Source organism: Thermomonas sp. S9, assembly GCF_024704365.1.
Lineage (GTDB): Bacteria > Pseudomonadota > Gammaproteobacteria > Xanthomonadales > Xanthomonadaceae > Thermomonas.
Genome location: NZ_JAJDFY010000001.1, coordinates 502870 through 519268, shown reverse-complemented (window position 1 = coordinate 519268; position 16399 = coordinate 502870). Strand labels below are relative to the sequence as shown.

Annotated in this window: 18 protein-coding genes and 4 pseudogenes; all 22 read left to right on the top strand. The window is 72.6% G+C overall.

Going from position 1 to position 16399, the window contains the following annotated elements:
* The first annotated feature begins 28 nt into the window (after nucleotides 1–28).
* The 22 genes and pseudogenes from LJB71_RS02515 (at nucleotide 29) to rpoH (ending at nucleotide 16338) form a co-directional block, all read left to right on the top strand.
* A pseudogene (locus LJB71_RS02515) lies at nucleotides 29–823 on the top strand (AAA family ATPase).
* Nucleotides 820–1762 (top strand): annotated as a pseudogene (locus LJB71_RS02510) (ParB/RepB/Spo0J family partition protein). Before LJB71_RS02515 ends, LJB71_RS02510 begins: the two co-directional pseudogenes overlap by 4 nt.
* Before the next feature lie 14 nt (nucleotides 1763–1776).
* Nucleotides 1777–2522, top strand: a pseudogene (locus LJB71_RS02505) (glycosyltransferase family 2 protein).
* Nucleotides 2523–2545: 23 nt separating this feature from the next.
* Entirely contained in the window at nucleotides 2546–2869 is a 324-nt protein-coding gene (locus tag LJB71_RS02500; protein ID WP_259304713.1) for a lipid-A-disaccharide synthase N-terminal domain-containing protein, read from the top strand.
* A gap of 10 nt (nucleotides 2870–2879) precedes the next feature.
* Nucleotides 2880–3545 carry a response regulator transcription factor gene (locus tag LJB71_RS02495; protein ID WP_259302972.1) on the top strand — a complete coding sequence of 222 codons (666 nt, stop codon included), beginning with the start codon at nucleotides 2880–2882 and terminating at the stop codon, nucleotides 3543–3545.
* Nucleotides 3542–4108 (top strand): hypothetical protein, encoded by a 567-nt coding sequence (locus LJB71_RS02490; RefSeq protein WP_259302971.1) that lies wholly within the window; start codon nucleotides 3542–3544, stop codon nucleotides 4106–4108. The genes LJB71_RS02495 and LJB71_RS02490 overlap by 4 nt, the downstream gene beginning before the upstream one ends.
* 135 nt (nucleotides 4109–4243) lie before the next feature.
* A complete protein-coding gene (locus LJB71_RS02485) occupies nucleotides 4244–4936 on the top strand; it encodes a histidine kinase dimerization/phospho-acceptor domain-containing protein (RefSeq protein WP_259302970.1) in 693 nt (230 codons plus the stop codon).
* 275 nt (nucleotides 4937–5211) lie between these two features.
* Entirely contained in the window at nucleotides 5212–5877 is a 666-nt protein-coding gene (locus tag LJB71_RS02480; RefSeq protein ID WP_259302969.1) for a biotin/lipoyl-binding protein, read from the top strand.
* Nucleotides 5829–6182 (top strand): HlyD family secretion protein, encoded by a 354-nt coding sequence (locus LJB71_RS02475; RefSeq protein WP_259302968.1) that lies wholly within the window; start codon nucleotides 5829–5831, stop codon nucleotides 6180–6182. The genes LJB71_RS02480 and LJB71_RS02475 overlap by 49 nt, the downstream gene beginning before the upstream one ends.
* On the top strand, nucleotides 6166–6360 hold the full coding sequence (locus LJB71_RS02470; RefSeq protein WP_259302967.1) for a hypothetical protein: 195 nt from the start codon (nucleotides 6166–6168) through the stop codon (nucleotides 6358–6360). Before LJB71_RS02475 ends, LJB71_RS02470 begins: the two co-directional genes overlap by 17 nt.
* Before the next feature lie 10 nt (nucleotides 6361–6370).
* Nucleotides 6371–7882 carry an efflux RND transporter permease subunit gene (locus LJB71_RS02465; RefSeq protein ID WP_259302966.1) on the top strand — a complete coding sequence of 504 codons (1512 nt, stop codon included), beginning with the start codon at nucleotides 6371–6373 and terminating at the stop codon, nucleotides 7880–7882.
* A gap of 111 nt (nucleotides 7883–7993) precedes the next feature.
* Nucleotides 7994–9460, top strand: a complete 1467-nt coding sequence (locus tag LJB71_RS02460; RefSeq protein WP_259304712.1) for an efflux RND transporter permease subunit — start codon at nucleotides 7994–7996, stop codon at nucleotides 9458–9460.
* Nucleotides 9461–9473: 13 nt separating this feature from the next.
* Nucleotides 9474–9761: a DUF3240 family protein gene (locus LJB71_RS02455; protein ID WP_259302965.1), complete on the top strand. Its 288-nt coding sequence runs from the start codon at nucleotides 9474–9476 to the stop codon at nucleotides 9759–9761.
* Nucleotides 9758–10879: a TolC family protein gene (locus LJB71_RS02450; protein WP_259302964.1), complete on the top strand. Its 1122-nt coding sequence runs from the start codon at nucleotides 9758–9760 to the stop codon at nucleotides 10877–10879. Before LJB71_RS02455 ends, LJB71_RS02450 begins: the two co-directional genes overlap by 4 nt.
* A gap of 212 nt (nucleotides 10880–11091) precedes the next feature.
* Nucleotides 11092–12927, top strand: coding sequence for a DUF885 family protein (locus tag LJB71_RS02445; protein WP_259302963.1), 1836 nt, complete (start codon nucleotides 11092–11094; stop codon nucleotides 12925–12927).
* A 185-nt stretch (nucleotides 12928–13112) separates the two neighbouring features.
* Nucleotides 13113–13349: a 50S ribosomal protein L28 gene (gene rpmB, locus LJB71_RS02440; protein ID WP_072755037.1), complete on the top strand. Its 237-nt coding sequence runs from the start codon at nucleotides 13113–13115 to the stop codon at nucleotides 13347–13349.
* Nucleotides 13350–13363: 14 nt separating this feature from the next.
* Nucleotides 13364–13528 carry a 50S ribosomal protein L33 gene (gene rpmG / locus LJB71_RS02435; RefSeq protein WP_114960770.1) on the top strand — a complete coding sequence of 55 codons (165 nt, stop codon included), beginning with the start codon at nucleotides 13364–13366 and terminating at the stop codon, nucleotides 13526–13528.
* A gap of 117 nt (nucleotides 13529–13645) precedes the next feature.
* Nucleotides 13646–14407 (top strand): bifunctional demethylmenaquinone methyltransferase/2-methoxy-6-polyprenyl-1,4-benzoquinol methylase UbiE, encoded by a 762-nt coding sequence (gene ubiE, locus LJB71_RS02430; RefSeq protein WP_259302962.1) that lies wholly within the window; start codon nucleotides 13646–13648, stop codon nucleotides 14405–14407.
* A 3-nt stretch (nucleotides 14408–14410) separates the two neighbouring features.
* Nucleotides 14411–14602 carry a hypothetical protein gene (locus LJB71_RS02425; RefSeq protein ID WP_259302961.1) on the top strand — a complete coding sequence of 64 codons (192 nt, stop codon included), beginning with the start codon at nucleotides 14411–14413 and terminating at the stop codon, nucleotides 14600–14602.
* 5 nt (nucleotides 14603–14607) lie between these two features.
* A complete protein-coding gene (locus tag LJB71_RS02420) occupies nucleotides 14608–15006 on the top strand; it encodes a hypothetical protein (protein ID WP_259302960.1) in 399 nt (132 codons plus the stop codon).
* The gene (locus tag LJB71_RS02415; RefSeq protein ID WP_259304711.1) at nucleotides 14892–15320 is read left to right on the top strand and encodes a uracil-DNA glycosylase family protein; all 429 of its coding nucleotides are present in this window, start codon (nucleotides 14892–14894) and stop codon (nucleotides 15318–15320) included. The genes LJB71_RS02420 and LJB71_RS02415 overlap by 115 nt, the downstream gene beginning before the upstream one ends.
* A gap of 150 nt (nucleotides 15321–15470) precedes the next feature.
* Nucleotides 15471–16338, top strand: a pseudogene (gene rpoH / locus LJB71_RS02410) (RNA polymerase sigma factor RpoH).
* Nucleotides 16339–16399 lie beyond the last annotated feature (61 nt).

The following is a 16399-nucleotide window of genomic DNA, read 5'->3' as shown; positions in this document are numbered from 1 at the left end:
GGCCCCTTCCGCAGGAAACGCACGCCGCATGGCCCGCATCATCGCCATCGCCAACCAGAAGGGCGGGGTCGGCAAGACCACCACCGCCGTCAACCTCGCCGCGGCGTTGGCCCGCACGCCCAAGCGCGTGCTGCTGGTGGACCTCGACCCGCAGGGCAACGCCACCATGGGCAGCGGGATCGACAAGCGCGAACTCGACGCCTCGGTGACCGACGTGCTGCTGGGCGAAGCCGCGCCGGCCGAGGCGATCGTGGCCTGCGCGGACGGCTACGCGCTGCTGCCCGGCAACATCGACCTGACCGCCGCCGAGATCCGCCTGCTGGATGCGCAGGGCCGCGAGGGGCCGTCTGAAGGCCGCGCTGGAGCAGGTGCGCGGCGACTACGACTTCATCCTGATCGACTGCCCGCCCTCGCTGTCGGTGCTGACCCTGAACGCGCTGACCGCGGCCGATTCGGTGCTGGTGCCGATGCAGTGCGAGTACTACGCGCTGGAAGGGCTGTCGGCGCTGATCGACACCATCGAGGGCCTGAAGGGCCGCTTCAACCCGCGGCTGGAAATCGAGGGCGTGCTGCGCACCATGTTCGACGTGCGCAACAACCTGGCCAATGCGGTGTCGGCCGAGCTGACCCATCACTTCGGCGACCTCGTGTTCCGCACCATCGTGCCGCGCAACGTGCGCCTGGCCGAAGCCCCAGCCACGGCCAGAGCATCCTCGGCTACGACCGCGCCAGCCGCGGCAGCGTAGCCTACCTGGGGCTGGCCGGTGAAGTCCTGCGCCGCCAGCGCGAGCGCGAGCAGCAGCAGAAGGAGAAGGCGGCATGACGGCTGGCAAGGAGGCCGCGAAGGCCGGTGCCAAGAAGCGCGGCCTGGGCCGCGGACTGGAAGCGCTGCTGGGGCCGAAGGCCGCGGCGGAGGCGCCGGCGCTGCAGGCGATGCCGGGCGAGGTGCTGCGCACGCTGCCGGTGGATGCGATGGTGCCGGGCAAGTACCAGCCGCGGCGCACCATGGACGACGCCAAGCTGGAGGAACTGGCCGCGTCGATCCGCACCCAGGGCGTGATCCAGCCGATCGTGGTGCGCGAGCATCGCGATGTCCACGGCCGCGGCGGCCGCACCTACGAGATCATCGCCGGCGAGCGCCGCTGGCGCGCCAGCCAGCGCGCCGGCCTGGCCGAGGTGCCGGTGGTCATCCGCGAGGTGGACGACCGCACCGTGGTGGCGATGGCGCTGATCGAGAACATCCAGCGCGAGGACCTCAATCCGCTGGAGGAAGCACAGGCGCTGCAGCGGCTGATCGACGAGTTCGACCTCACCCACGCCGCCGCCGCGGGAGGCCGTGGGTCGCTCGCGCGCCGCGGTGTCCAACCTGCTGCGCCTGCTGGAACTGCCGGAAGCGGTGCGGGTGCTGGTGCAGACCGGCGCGATCGAGATGGGCCACGCGCGCGCGCTGTTGCCGCTGGCCGAGCCGATGGCGGTGGCGCTGGCGCGCCAGGCCGCCGAGGAAGGCTGGTCGGTGCGCCAGGTGGAGCATCGCGTGCAGCAGCTCGCCGCCGGCAAGGTACCGAGCGACCCCAAGAAAACCGCCCCCAAGGCCAAGCCGCCGCAGGCCGACATCGCCGCGCTGGAGCGCGAGCTGTCGGACATGCTGGGCAGCAAGGTCAACGTGCTCAACCGCCGCGGCAACAAGGGCAAGCTGGTGATCCACTACGCCAGCCTCGAGGCGCTGGACGGCGTGCTCGAGCGCCTGCGCAAGCACCCGTGAGGCTGGCGCCCGGTATGAGCGGATCGCCGCAGCTTTCGGTCGTCGTCCCCGTGCACAACGAGGAAGACAACGTCGCCCCGCTGGTGGCCGAGATCCTCGCGGCGCTGCGCGGGCGCATCGATTTCGAGATCGTGTACGTGGACGACACCTCGCGCGACGCCACCCTGGCCCGCCTGCGCGAGATCCAAACAAGCGTTCCCGAACTGCGGGTGATCCGCCACCTGACCAACGCGGGCCAGAGCACCGCCGTGCGCAACGGCGTGAAGGCCGCGCGCGCGCGTGGATCGCCACCCTCGACGGCGACGGCCAGAACGACCCGGCCGACATCCCGAACCTGCTGGCAAAACGCGACGCCGCGCCGCCCGCGGTCAAGCTGTTCGCCGGCTGGCGCGTCAACCGCCGGGATTCCGGCAGCAAGCGCTGGGCCTCGAAGTTCGCCAACGCGATCCGCTCACGGATGCTGCGCGACGCCACCCCGGACACCGGCTGCGGGATCAAGTTGTTCGAACGCGAGGCGTTCCTCGACCTGCCCTACTTCGACCACATGCACCGCTACCTGCCGGCGCTGATGCAGCGCGCCGGCTGGCAGACCGTGAGCGTGCCGGTGAACCATCGCCAGCGCACCGCGGGCGTGTCCAAGTACACCAACCTCGGCCGCGCGATCGTCGGCATCAAGGACCTGCTGGGGGTGGCCTGGCTGATCCAGCGCAGCCGCCGCACCGCGGTGGAGGAATTGCCCGGCGCAGGCGGGCCGCGATGAGCGTCGCCGCGCCGGTCGGCTTCATGGACACGCCGCTGGCCGCGCTGGCCTGGACCGGCATCCACATGACCCCGTGGAAGCTGATCGGCTTAGTCGGCGCGCTGATGTTCGGCGGGCGCTGGCTGGTGCAGTTCATCGCCAGCCGCCGCCACGGCAAGCCGGTGATCCCGCGCCTGTTCTGGTACATGAGCATCCTCGGCAGCGTGATGACGCTGAGCTACTTCATCTTCGGCAAGAACGACGCGGTCGGCATCCTGCAGAACCTGTTCCCGACCTTCACCGCCTGCTACAGCCTGTATCTGGACATCCGCCACCGCGGCTGGCATCGCGACCGCAACGGTCATTGAGAGGGCCGCGATGCGGGTGCTGCTGGTCGAGGATTCGGCGGTGCTCGGGCAGACCCTGCACGACCACCTGGAGCGCGCCGGCCACGCCTGCGACCTCGCCTGCGACGGCCAGCAGGCGCTGGCCCACCTGCACGCGCACGCCTACGATGCGGTGGTGCTCGATTTGATGCTGCCCCGGCTGGATGGCTTTGCCGTGCTCGAACGCCTGCGCGCGGGCGGCGACGCGGTGCCCGTGCTGGTGCTGTCGGCGCGCGACCAGGTGGCCGACCGCGTGCGGGCGCTGGACGCCGGCGCCGACGACTACCTGGTGAAGCCATTCGCGCTGGACGAGCTGCTGGCGCGCCTGCGCGCGCTGGTGCGGCGGCCGCCGCGCGCGCAGCCACCGCTGCTGCGGCTGGGGGCGATCGAACTGGACCCGCGCCTGCGCCTGGCCCGCCACGCCGGCCGCGACCTCGACCTCTCGCCCAAGGAATACGCGCTGCTGGAAGTGCTGCTGCGCGACCGCGGCCACGTGCTTTCGCGCGCACAGCTGTTCGAGCGCCTGTACGACCACGGCAGCGACGCCTCCGACAAGGTGGTGGAGGTGATCCTGAGCACCCTGCGCGCCAAGCTGGCGCGCGCCGGCGCCGGCAACCCGATCCAGACCCGCCGTGGCTTCGGCTACACCATCCCATGAGCGTACCCACGGACATGCCATCGGATGTGCCCCGCGGGCGCGACTGGTCGCTGCGCCGGCGTCTGGCCTGGCAGCTGGCGCTGACCGCCGGCGCCGTGCTGGCGCTGCTGTTCGTGCTACTGGACACCCTGATCGACCGCGAGATCTACGCCCATCTCGACCAGGGCCTGACCCTGCGCGCCGAGGTGATCGCGCATTCCCTGCAGCGCCACGGCGCCGACCTGCCGCTGGCGGACTACCAGGAAGACGGGCATACCGAGTTCTACACCCTGTTCGACCGCGACGGCCGGGTGCTGGCCACCTCGCCGAACAGCCACGGGCTGGCGCTGCCGTGGCCCGCGCCGGACGCCGGCGCGCTGCCGCGCTATTACGACGCCCGCCTGCCGGACGGCCATGCCGGCCGCCTGCTGGCGCAGGCGCAGGTGGATGCCGACGGCCGCCCGGGCGTACTCGCAGTGGGCACCGAGCGCGCGCACTGGGATTCGGTGGAACGCCGCGTGCACATGCTGCTGGCCTCCGGGATCGCGCTGGCGCTGGTGGTGGTGGTGCTGCTCAGCCTGTGAGCGGTCGGGCGCAGCTTCGGCCTGCTGGAACGCCTGCGCACACAGGTCGCAGGCGTCGATGCCGACACCCCCGCGCGGCTGCCCGACGACCTGCCGGCCGAACTGCATCCGTTCGCGCAGGCCCTGCAGGCCGGCATGGAGCGCTTGCGCCTGGCGCTGCAGCGCGAGCGCCGCTTCGCCCGCGACGTGGCGCACGAGCTGCGCACCCCGGTGGCCGAGATCCGTGCCAGCGCCGAGGCCGCCCTGCCGCAGGTGCAGGACGCGCCGGCGCGGGCGGCCCTGCAGGCCAGCCTGGAAGCCAGCCAGCGCATGCAGCGCAGCATCGAATCGCTGCTGACCCTGGCGCGGATCGAATCCGGACTGGAGCGGCCGTCCACCGATCCGTTCGACCTCGGCGTGCTGCTGCGCACCCTGCTGGGCGCCGCCGCGCCGCGGCTGCAGGCGCGCGCGCTACAGCTGGCCGCCACCCTGCCCGCCAGCGCCTGGTGCCTGGGCGATGCCGGGATGCTGGAACGGCTGGCCAGCAACCTGCTGGACAACGCGATCGAATACGCACCGGCGGCGAGCCAGCTGCAGGTCCACTTATGGCGCACCCCGGATGGCTGGCGGCTGGTCGTCGGGAATGCCGCACCGGGACTGGCGGCCACGGAGGTGGCGCATTTCGGTGAACGCTTCTGGCGCCGCGAAGGCGAAGGCGGCACCGCGCTGCACGCCGGCCTCGGCCTGGCCCTGTGCCGGGCGCTCGCGGACGCGCTCGCGGTCCCGCTGGAGTTCGCGCTGGAAGACGGCCAGCTGCAGGCGCGCATCGGTCCGCTGCCCGCGCTGTGAGTGACGCGCGGTGAGTGAACCGTGGTGCGCTCCCTCCCCGTTCGTGGTGAGCCTGTCGAACCACGGACGGGCCCGTTCCCCCAGCGACACGCGCCACGCGCGGACGGGAAAGCGGGCGACGCGCGACCCCGGCCCTGCGCCTTCCGGCGGCGTCTTAAGCAAGCCCAAAGCCTGGCGCGCGACGCTGGCGGCCCCTTCCGCCCGCCGGACGCCGCCATGTCGCCCAGGATCCCGCGCACGCCCCTCCGTTCCGACTGCCCGCACGGGGTGCGCCGATGAGCCCGCGCCTGCGCCGCGCTGCCGGCATCGCCGGTGCCGCCGCCATCCTCGCCCTGCTGGGCTGGCGGCTGTGGCCGCGCAGCGAGGCCACCGCCGCCGCCGCGGCTCCGGCCGCCGCCCCTGATGGCAGCGTGCAGCTGGCGCCCTCGCAGGTGCAGGGCCTGGGCATCGCGCTGGCGCCGGTGCGGCGCGCCGACCGCGTGCCGGTCACCGGCCTGCCGGCGCAGACCGAGGCGCCGCTGGAAGCCAGCCAGCAGGTGGCCTCGCCGTGGGCGGGCACGGTCTCGGCGCTGCTGGTGCACGAAGGCGAGCAGGTCCGCGCCGGGCAGCCGGTGCTGCGCCTGCGCAGCCCGGATGCCTGCGCGCGGGCGCCGAGCTGGCGCGCGCCGGCAGCGAGGCGGAGGTCGCCAGTCGCCAGGCGCGGCGCGATGCGCAGCTGCTGGCGGAAGGCATCATCCCGGCGGCGCGCAGCGAGCAGAGCCAGGCCCAGGCGCGCGCCGCGCAGGCGGAACTGGCGCGCGCGCGCGATGCCCTGGGCGGGGTCCGCGTGCGTCTTGCAGACGGCGGCGAGATCGAACTGCTGGCGCCGATCGCCGGCAAGGTGCTGCGGCGCATGGTGCGCCCCGGGGACGCGCTGCCGGCACAGGCGCCGGCGCTGCTGATCGCCGACCCCGCGCGCCTGGACATCGGCTTCACGGTCGCCGCCGGGCTGCGCGCGCAGCTCGCGCCGGGGCTGCGGGTGGCGCTGGCCGACGGCAGCGCGGCGCGGGTGACGGCGGTCGGCGCCGACCTCGACCCGGCCAGCCAGCAGGTGCCGGTGCGCGCCCGTTTCGAGGACCCCGCCGGGCACGTCCCCGGCGAGGCGCTTCGCGGTGACCCTGCTGCTGCCAGCCCCGGCCGACGCGCTGGCGATCCCGGCCCAGGCCCTGCTGCCGGACGGCGAACGCCACGTGGCCTACGCCCGTGACGGCGACCGCTTCCGCGCCGTGCGCATCCCCCGCGTGCTCGGGAACGACGGCGTGCACGCGGTGGTGCAGGCCCCCGCGCTGCGCCCCGGGATGGACGTGGTGACCCGCGGCACTGTCGCCCTGAAGGCGCTGCTGCCGGCGCCGGCCGGCGCGCCCGCCGGCGGCAGCGCGCAGTGAGGCCGCCGTCGTGCTGACCCGCCTCACCGAATTCTCGCTGCGCCAGCGCCTGCTGGTCCTGCTGGCCGCGCTCGGACTCGCCGCGGCCGGGGCGTGGGCGTTCGCGCACCTGCCGATCGACGCCTACCCCGACATTTCGCCCACCCAGGTCAAGCTGATCCTGAAAGCCCCGGGCATGACGCCGGAGGAAGTGGAGCAGCGTGTGATCGCGCCGCTGGAAATGGAACTGCTGGGCACCCCGCGCGCCAGCATGCTGCGCTCCACCGCCAAGTACGCGATCGCCGACCTCACCCTCGACTTCGAGGAAGGCACCGACCTCTACTGGGCGCGGCAGCAGGTCGCGGAGCGCTACGCCGCGGTGGCGCCCGGGCTGCCGGCCGGCATCGAGGGCGGGCTGGCGCCGATCTCCACCCCGCTGTCGGACGTGTACATGTTCAGCATCGAGGGCGGCGGCCTGAGCCTGGCCCAGCGCCGCACCCTGCTCGACTGGACCCTGCGCCCGGCGCTGCGCACCCTGCCCGGGGTCGCGGACGTCAACGCGCTGGGCGGGCAGGCGCGCAGTTTCGTGGTCGTACCCGATCCGGCCAAACTGGCGCAGGCCGGCTTGCGCCTGGCCGATCTGGCGCAGGCGATCGAGCGCAACAACCGCAACGACGGCGCCGGCCGGGTGGAGGCCGGCGAGGAAACCCTGATCGTGCGGGTGGAAGGCGCGCTGCGCGATGCCGCCGACATCGCCGCGCTGCCGCTGCGCGAGGGCCCGCCGCCGCTGCGGATAGGCGACGTGGCGCAGGTGCGGGTGGACGCGCTGACCCGTTACGGCGCGGTGACCCGCGATGGCAAGGGCGAGACGGTGGAAGGCATCGTGGTCGCACTGCGCGGCGCGGATGCCAGCACCCTGGTCAAGTCGGTGCGCCAGCGCCTGGACGAGCTGGCCCCGGGCCTGCCGCCGGGGGTGCGGATCGTGCCGTTCTACGACCGCAGCAGCCTGATCCAGCGCGCGGTCGGCACCGTCGAGCACGCGCTGCTGGAAGCCACCGTGCTGGTGGTGGTGCTGCTCCTGCTGTTCCTCGGCGAGCTGCGCGCGGCGCTGGTGGTGGCGCTGATGTTGCCGCTGGCGGCGCTGGCCACCTTCCTGCTGATGCGGCTGACCGGGATGAGCGCCAACCTGATGAGCCTGGGTGGGCTGGCGATCGCGATCGGCATGCTGGTGGACGCCGCGGTGGTGGTGGTGGAGAACGCGGTCAGCCGGCTCGACCCGCAGGCACCCGGCGCGCACCTGCCGCGCCTGCACCGGGTGTATGCCGCCACCCGCGAGGTGGCGGTGCCGGTGGCCGCCGGCATCCTCATCATCTGCCTCACCTTCATGCCGCTGCTGACCCTGCAGGGGCTGGAAGGCAAGCTGTTCGCGCCGGTGGCGCTGACCATCGTGTTCGCGCTGGGCGCCTCGCTGCTGCTGTCGCTGACCCTGGTGCCGGTGCTGGCTGCGCTGCTGCTGCAGGAGCGCGCGCACGGCGAACCGTGAGCTGATGCGCCGGCTGCATGCGCTGTACCAGCCGCTGCTGGAACGCGCGCTCGCGCACCCGCGGGTGGCGCTGGGCGCGGCCGCGGGCGCCCTGCTGCTGGGCGTGCTGGCCTGGCGGGCACCGGCAAGACCTTCATGCCGACCATGGACGAAGGCGACATCCTGCTGCAGCTGCAAGAGCCGGCCTCGATCAGCCTGCAGGCCTCGCTGGCGACCGACGACGCGGTGGCGCGCGCGATCCTGGCGCGGGTGCCGGAGGTGCGCCACATCATCGCGCGCGCCGGCGCCGACGAGCTCGGGCTGGATCCAATGGGCCTGAACGAGACCGACATGTTCATGCAGCTGGCGCCGCGCGATCAGTGGCGTGTGGCCGACAAGCAGGCGCTCGCCGACCGCATCCGCGCGGTGATGGCGGATTTCCCGGGGCTGGACTACGGCTTCACCCAGCCGATCGAGATGCGGGTGTCGGAGATGCTCACCGGCAGCCGCGGCGACGTGGCGATCAAGGTGTTCGGCCCGGACCTGGAAACCCTGGGCGAGCTGTCCGCGCGCATCGCCGCCACCCTGGAGGGCATCCGCGGCGCGCAGGACGTGCTCACCCAGGCCGCCGACCACGTGCAGTACCTGCAGGTGCGGGTGGACCCGCAGGCCGCCGGCCGCGCCGGGCTCAGCGTCAGCGCGGTGCAGGACGAGCTGCGCGCGCAGCTGGAAGGCATGCGTGCCGGCAGCGTGATCGAACCCGACAAGCGCACCCCGATCCTGGTGCGCGGCGACCGCGACCTGCGGCAATCGGCCGAGCGCTTCGGGCGCAGCCTGCTGGCGCGCGGCGACGGCAGCGGCGACATCCCGCTGGCGGCCGTGGCCACGATCGCCCCCGCCACCGGCCCGGTCGCGGTGCGCCGTGAGGGCGGCTCGCGCTTCGCCCTGGTCCAGGCCAACGTCAGCGGGCGCGACCTGGTCGGCTTCGTGGCCGAGGCGCGCGCCGCGGTGGCGCGCCAGGTGCCGCTGCCGTCCGGCTACCGGCTGGTGTGGGGCGGCCAGTTCGAGAACCAGCAGCGCGCCGCCGCACGCCTCGGGCTGGTGGTGCCGGTCGCGCTGGGGCTGATCTTCGTGGTGCTGTTCACGACCTTCGGCTCGGCGCGCCAGGCGCTGCTGATCCTCGGCAACATCCCGTTCGCGCTGGTCGGCGGCATCCTCGCGCTGTGGCTGTCGGGGCAGTACCTGTCGGTGCCGGCCTCGGTCGGCTTCATCGCCCTGCTCGGCATCGCGGTGCTCAACGGGCTGGTGCTGGTGGCGCACTTCAACCAGCTGCACGCCCTGGGGCTGCCGATCGAGCGGGTGGTGCGCGAGGGCGCGCTGCGGCGCCTGCGCCCGGTGCTGATGACCGCCAGCATCACCGCGTTCGGGCTGGTGCCGCTGCTGCTGGCCAGCGGGCCCGGCTCGGAGATCCAGCGCCCGCTGGCGATCGTGGTGATCGGCGGGCTGGTGAGTTCGACCGCGCTGACCCTGCTGCTGCTGCCGCTGCTGTACCGCCGCTTCGCCCATCCCGCGCCGCCCGCCCCCGGAGCCTCGCCATGAGCCCCCGATCCGCATGACCCTGGTGTTCCCGCCGGAGCTGGAGGACGGCATCACCGAGGCCCTGTCCGCGCACGCCGGCCTGCCCGGCTACACCCTGTTCCACGCCGAGGGCCATACCAGCGATTTCCGGCGCGCCTCGCCGGGCGAGCAGGTGCGCGGGCGCGTGCAGCGGCGGGTGCTGTGGATGCTGATCGACCCGGCGCAGCTGGACGTGGCGCTGGATGCGGTGCGTGCCACGGTGGCCTCGCAGGACGTGCGCTGGTGGACCGAGCCGGTGCTGGCCGCCGGGAGGCTGGCATGAAGATTCGCCCCACGATCAGCTCGCCACTGCTGGCGCTGGCACTGGGTGCGCTTCCGGCGCACGCGGGCGACGCCGCGTTCCTGCCGCCGGAGCCGCTGGCCCAGCGCGCGCTGGCCGCGCAGCCCGAGGTGCGCGCCGCAGTCGCCGCGGCGCAGGCGACCCAGGCCGACTCGCGCGCGCTCGCCGCCGGCAGCTACGAATGGGAAGCACAGCTGATCCCGCAGCGGCGCAGCGTGGCGCCCGACCTGCGCTACCGCGAGTTCGAGGGCCAGATCAGCCGCCGCATCCGGCTGCCGGGCAAGGCCGCGCTGGACCGCGAAATCGGCCGCCACGCGAACATCGCCGCGAACCTGCGGATCGACGATGCCACCCACCAGGCCGCGCGCCGGCTGGGCCACGACTGGATGGGCTGGCTGCGCGCGCGCCTGCTGGATGCGGACGCGCAGGCGCAGCTGGAGCTGATGCGGCAGGCGCGGCAGGCGCTGGCGCGCCGGGTACAGCTGGGCGACGCCGCGCGCCGCGAGCTGGACACGATGGACGCCGAGCTCGCGCAGCTGCAGGCCGAGGCGCTGCGCGCCGCCGCCGAGGCCGAGGCCGCGCGCAAGGCGCTTGCCGTCACCTACCCGCAGCTGCCGCTGCCGGCCACGCCGCCGTCGCTGCCGGACCCGGCACCGCTGCCGGGCGGCGTCGCCTACTGGCGCGACCTGATCATCGCGCGCAGCCACGAGATCGGGATCGCCGAACAGGACGCGCTGCGCCAGCAGCAGGTGGCCGCGCGCGCACGCGCCGACCGCCTGCCCGACCCGAGCATCGGCCTGCGCGTGCTGGACGACCGCGGCGGCGCCGAGCGCGCGGTCGGGGTGGTGCTGTCGGTGCCGCTGGGCGGGCGCTACCGGCGCGACGTCGCCGCGCGCGAGGCAGCGCGCGCCGACATGGCGCAGGCCGAGGTGGACGGCATGCGGCTGTCGATCACGCGCGAGGCCCAGGCCACCGCCGATCTGGCCGAGGCCCGGCACGCGCAGTGGCAGGCGCTGCAGGCCGCGGCCACCGCGCAGGAGGCCGCGGCCGCGCGCACCCGGCGCGCCTGGGAACTGGGCGAGGCACCGCTGGCCGAATGAGCGCTGGCGCAGCGCAACGCCCGCGCCAGCCGCAGCCAGGAGCGCCAGGCGCGGGTGGACGCGCTGGACGCGGCGCTGCTGGTGCGGATCGACAGCCACGAGCTGTGGCACGACAACGCGGACGAGGCCGACGGCACGCCGCGCGAGTGAGCGCATTCGCCTGCCCGGACCATCGCGGCATCCACGTCCGCCGGTGCCGGAATGACGCGCCAATGCCGGTGCTACGATCCGCAGCCTCGCCCACCGGAAGCCGCACCGTGAAATCGTTCGTGCTCGCCTGCTGCCTGCTGCTGCCGCTCGCGTCGCATGCCGCGCAGTCGCCTGCCGCAAACGCCGGGAGCGCCGCGGACAACGCCTTCGAGGCCCTCTACAAGGCCGAATGGGCCTGGCGCACGCAGCAGGCCGGCGACTGGAACGAGGACAGCGACAGCGGCGCCGACGCCGCATCGCAGACGCGCCTGCCCGATGTCGGCCCGGCCGCGCAGGCGGCGCGCCTGGCCTATCTGCAGGACGTGCTGCGCCGGCTGGACGCGATCGACGTGGCCGCGCTCTCGCCGGCCGGGCGCCTGAACTACGCGGTGTACCGGCCGCAGATCGAGCACCGTATCGCCGCGCTGCGTTTCCGCGACTACGAGATGCCGTTCAATTCCGACAGCGCATTCTGGTCGGACCTCGACTTCATGGCCCGCGTCGAGCTGCGCGATGCCGCCGCCTACCGCGCCTACGCCGCGCGGTTGCGCGACGTGCCGCGCTACTTCGACCAGCAGATCGCCAACATGCGCGCGGGACTCGCGCGCGGGTTCTCGGTGCCGCGCGCGGTGCTCGCCGGGCGCGACGGTGCGATCGCCGCGGTGGCCGCGCTGCAGGACCCGGAGGCGGCCGCGATGTACGCGCCTTACGCGAAACTGCCGGCGACGATCCCGGCCGCCGAACAGGACGCGCTGCGCGCGGAAGGCCGCGCCGCGATCGCCGAGGCGGTGATCCCCGCCTACCGCCGGCTGCTGGCGTTCTTCCGCGACGAGTACCTGCCGCGCGCGCGCACCAGCCTGGCCGCCGAGGCCCTGCCCGACGGCAAGGCCTACTACCGCGAGCAGATCCGCCGCTACACCACGCTCGACCTGGCGCCCGGGCAGATCCACGCGATCGGCCTGCGCGAGGTCGCCGACCTGCGCGCGCAGATGGAGGCGATCATCGACCGCCTCGGCTTCCGCGGGCGTTCGCCGCAGACCCGGTTCGCTGATTTCCTCGCCTTCCTGCGCACCGACCCGCAGTTCTACGCGCAGACCCCGCAGCAGCTGCTGGAGCGCGCGGCCTGGATCAGCAAGCGGGTGGACGGCCAGCTCGGCCGCCTGATCGGCACCCTGCCGCGCGGGCGCTTCACCATCGCGCCGGTGCCGGCGGCGATCGCGCCGTACTGGACCGCCGGCCGCGGCAGTGCCGACGTGTACTGGGTGAACACCTACGACCTGCCCAGCCGCCCGCTGTACAACCTGCCGGCGCTGACCCTGCACGAGTCCGCGCCCGGGCATTCGCTGCAGCAGATGCTGGTGCGCGAGCAGGGTGCGCTGCCGGGCTTCCGCAAGGAGTACATCAGCGCCTACGGCGAGGGCTGGGCGCTGTACAGCGAGTGGCTGGGCGAGGAAATGGGCATCTACCAGACGCCCTACGAGGAGTTCGGCCGCCTCACCTACGCGATGTGGCGCGCCTGCCGGCTGGTGATCGATACCGGCATCCACCACGACGGCTGGAGCCGCGCGCGCGCGGTGGCCTACCTGCGCGACAACACCGCGCTGTCCGAGCATGAAATCACCACCGAGGTGGACCGCTACATCAGCTGGCCGGCGCAGGCGCTGAGCTACAAGCTGGGCGAACTTGTGGTTCGCGACCTGCGCCGCGAGGCGGAAACCGCGCTGGGCCCGCGCTTCGACGTGCGCGCCTTCCACGACGTGGTGCTGGGCCAGGGCGCGCTGCCGCTGCCGGTGCTGCAGGTGCAGGTGCGGGGCTGGATCGCCGCGCAGCAGGCCGCGCCCGCCAGCCACCCCCGCTGATCGCGCACAGTACAACCGCGACTGGCGCTGCAAGGTGGCGGACGCATACAGCGGCTTGCGGCGCGCCCGCGCGGCGGGCATAATGCGCGGCTCGCTGCGTCTTGTTGCAGCGCCCTCCCGGCCGCGTGCCGGGGCCGCCGTCTCCCGGGCTACGGGCGACAACCCAACCACCATCGAGGTGCCCAGTGTCCAAAGTCTGCCAAGTCACCGGCAAGCGCACGACGACCGGCAACAACGTCTCGCACTCCAACCGCAAGACGCGTCGTCGCTTCCAGCCCAACCTCCACGAGCGCCGCTTCTGGGTCGCCTCCGAGAACCGTTGGGTCAAGCTCCGTGTTTCCACCGCCGCGCTGCGCACCATCGACAAGAACGGCATCGACGCCGTGCTCGCCGACCTGCGCAAGCAGGGCCTGAAGGTCTAAGGGAGGATCACACCATGGCTTCCAAGCGCGACAAGATCCGCCTGATCTCCTCGGCCGGCACCGGCCACTTCTACACCACCGACAAGAACAAGAAGAACACGCCGAACAAGATGGAGGTCAGCAAGTACGACCCCGTCGTTCGCAAGCACGTGATGTACAAGGAAGGCAAGATCAAGTAAGCCGCCCGGCCTCCGGGATGCACTGCAAGGCCCGCCGCAAGGCGGGCTTTGCGTTTCCGGGGCCGCGCGTTCCCGGGGCCTGCGCCGTGTCGCGCCGGGCGGTGCGATAATCGCGGCATGAGCGAACCTACGGGCACCCCCGGCACCACCCACTTCGGCTTCCGCGACGTGCCGGTGGCCGAGAAGCAGAAGCTGGTCGGCGAGGTGTTCTCGTCGGTGGCGCGCAAGTACGACGTGATGAACGATGCCATGAGCCTGGGCATTCATCGGGTCTGGAAGCGCTTCTTCGTCGCCACCTCGCAGGTGCGCCGCGGCGACCGCGTGCTGGACCTGGCCGGCGGCACCGGCGACATCGCCGCGCTGCTGCAGGACCGCGTGGGTGAAACCGGCCGCATCGTGCTGGGCGACATCAACGGCGACATGCTGCGGGTCGGCCGCGACCGCATGACCGACCGCGGCTTTGTACGCGGCTTCGAGTATGTGCAGTGCAACGCCGAATGCCTGCCGTTTCCCGACGCCAGCTTCGACCTGGTGACGATGGCCTTCGGCCTGCGCAACGTCACCGACAAGGACGCCGCCCTGCGCGAGATCGCGCGGGTGCTGAAACCCGGCGGGCAGGCGCGGGTGCTGGAGTTCTCGGAAGTGAAAGCCGAATGGTTCCGGCCGCTGTACGACTTCCACTCATTCCAGGTGCTGCCGCGGCTGGGCCGGCTGCTGGCCAACGACGCCGGCAGCTACCGCTACCTGGCCGAGTCGATCCGCAAGCATCCGCCGCAGGAGGCGCTCAAGGCGATGATGGAGGCAGCGGGGCTGTCGCGCTGCAGCTATCGCAACCTGAGCGCCGGGATCGTGGCCATCCACACCGGCTACAAGGTCTGAACGATGACCGCACCACCGCCGCTGAAGAGCTTCCGCGAGAGCCGCTGGCGCTATTCGCAGTTCGTCGTCCTCGGGTTGGTCGCGGCCGGGCTGGTCAAATGGCTGAGCCCGCTGGGCTGGCCGGCATCGCTGGGCATCGGCGCCGCGGTCGGCGTGGGCTACCTGCTGCTTGAGAAGAAGCGCGGCGTGATCTGACCAGGATGGAGACGTCCGCCCCGCCCGAGGTTCGCCTGGAACCGAGCTGGAAGGCCCGCGTCGGCGCCTGGTTCGCCCGCGAGGACATGCGCCAGCTTGCCGCCTTCCTGCGCCAGCGCAAGGCGGCCGGCGCCACCATTTATCCGCCCGGCGGCGAGATCTTCGCCGCGTTCGACGCCACCCCGTTCGAGGCGGTGAAGGTGGTGATCCTCGGCCAGGACCCCTACCACGGCCCCGGCCAGGCGCACGGGCTGTGCTTTTCGGTGCGCCCGGGCGTCCCGGTGCCGCCATCGCTGGACAACATCTACAAGGAACTCGCGCGCGAGACCGGCTTCGCCCGCCCGGACCACGGCTGCCTGCTGCCGTGGGCACGCCGCGGGTGCTGCTGCTCAACAGCGTGCTGACGGTCGAGGCCGGCCAGGCCGGCTCGCACCAGGGCAAGGGCTGGGAAGGCTTCACCGACCACGTGGTGGACGTGCTCAACCGTGAGCGCGAGCACCTGGTGTTCCTGCTCTGGGGCAGCTACGCGCAGAAGAAGGGCGCGGTGATCGACCCGCGCCGGCACCGGGTGCTGAAGGCGCCGCACCCCTCGCCGCTGTCCGCCCACCGCGGCTTCCTGGGCTGCGGGCATTTCTCCGCCGCCAACCAGTACCTGGCGCGCACCGGGCAGGCCCCGGTGGACTGGTCGCTGCCGCCGGCGCGGGACTTGATCGCCTGAAACATCGCCCCTACATCCTTTCGACCGGCCGCGTGGCTGACGGGTGTTTGAACATCCATCGTTCCACCGACGCAACGCTCAGGAACTTCCGCCCCTGATTAGCAGTCATACGGGGCGACTGCTAGAATCCAGCGCATGAAGGAATCCGCCATGACGTCCGCCGCACTCGTCGCCCACAACCTGCCGATCCCCAGCGCCATGGGTTCGCTGGAGGCGTACATCGGTGCCGTGCACCAGATCCCGGTGCTGTCCGCCGAGGAGGAGCAGCGGCTGGCCCTGCGCCTGCGTGAGCACAACGACATCGCCGCCGCGCAGGAGCTGATCCTGTCGCACCTGCGCTTCGTGGTGCACGTGGCCCGCGGCTATGCCGGCTACGGCCTGCCGCTGGGCGATCTGATCCAGGAAGGCAACATCGGCCTGATGAAGGCGGTCAAGCGCTTCGACCCCGCGGTCGGCGTGCGCCTGGTCAGCTTCGCGGTGCACTGGATCCGTGCCGAAATGCACGACTTCATCATCAAGAACTGGCGGATCGTGAAGGTCGCCACCACCAAGGCGCAGCGCAAGCTGTTCTTCAACCTGCGCAAGAGCAAGACCCGCCTGGGCTGGATGAACGCCGAGGAAGTGCGCGCGGTGGCCCGCGACCTCAACGTCTCCGAGCACGAGGTGCTGGAAATGGAGGCGCGCCTGTCCGGCCGCGACATCGGCTTCGACGCGCCCGACGACGGCGACGACGAGCACGCCCCGCCGGCGCCGGCGAACTACCTGGTAGCGCACGAGGCCGACCCCGCCATCGCCTACGAGTCCGCCGACAGCGAGGCCGACCAGCTGGAAGTCCTGCGCGAGGGCATGGCCCGGCTCGACGCCCGTTCGCGCGACATCATCAGGCGCCGCTGAGCTGGACCCGGACAGCAAGATCACCCTGCAGGAACTGGCCGACGAGTACGGCGTCTCTGCCGAGCGCATCCGCCAGATCGAAGCCAACGCGCTGAAGAAAATGAAGGCGCTGTTTGCGGCGTAAGCTAAGCCTCGCCGCAGCCAGGCAACATGCCAGACGGCCCGGAGCGATCCGGGCCGTCGGC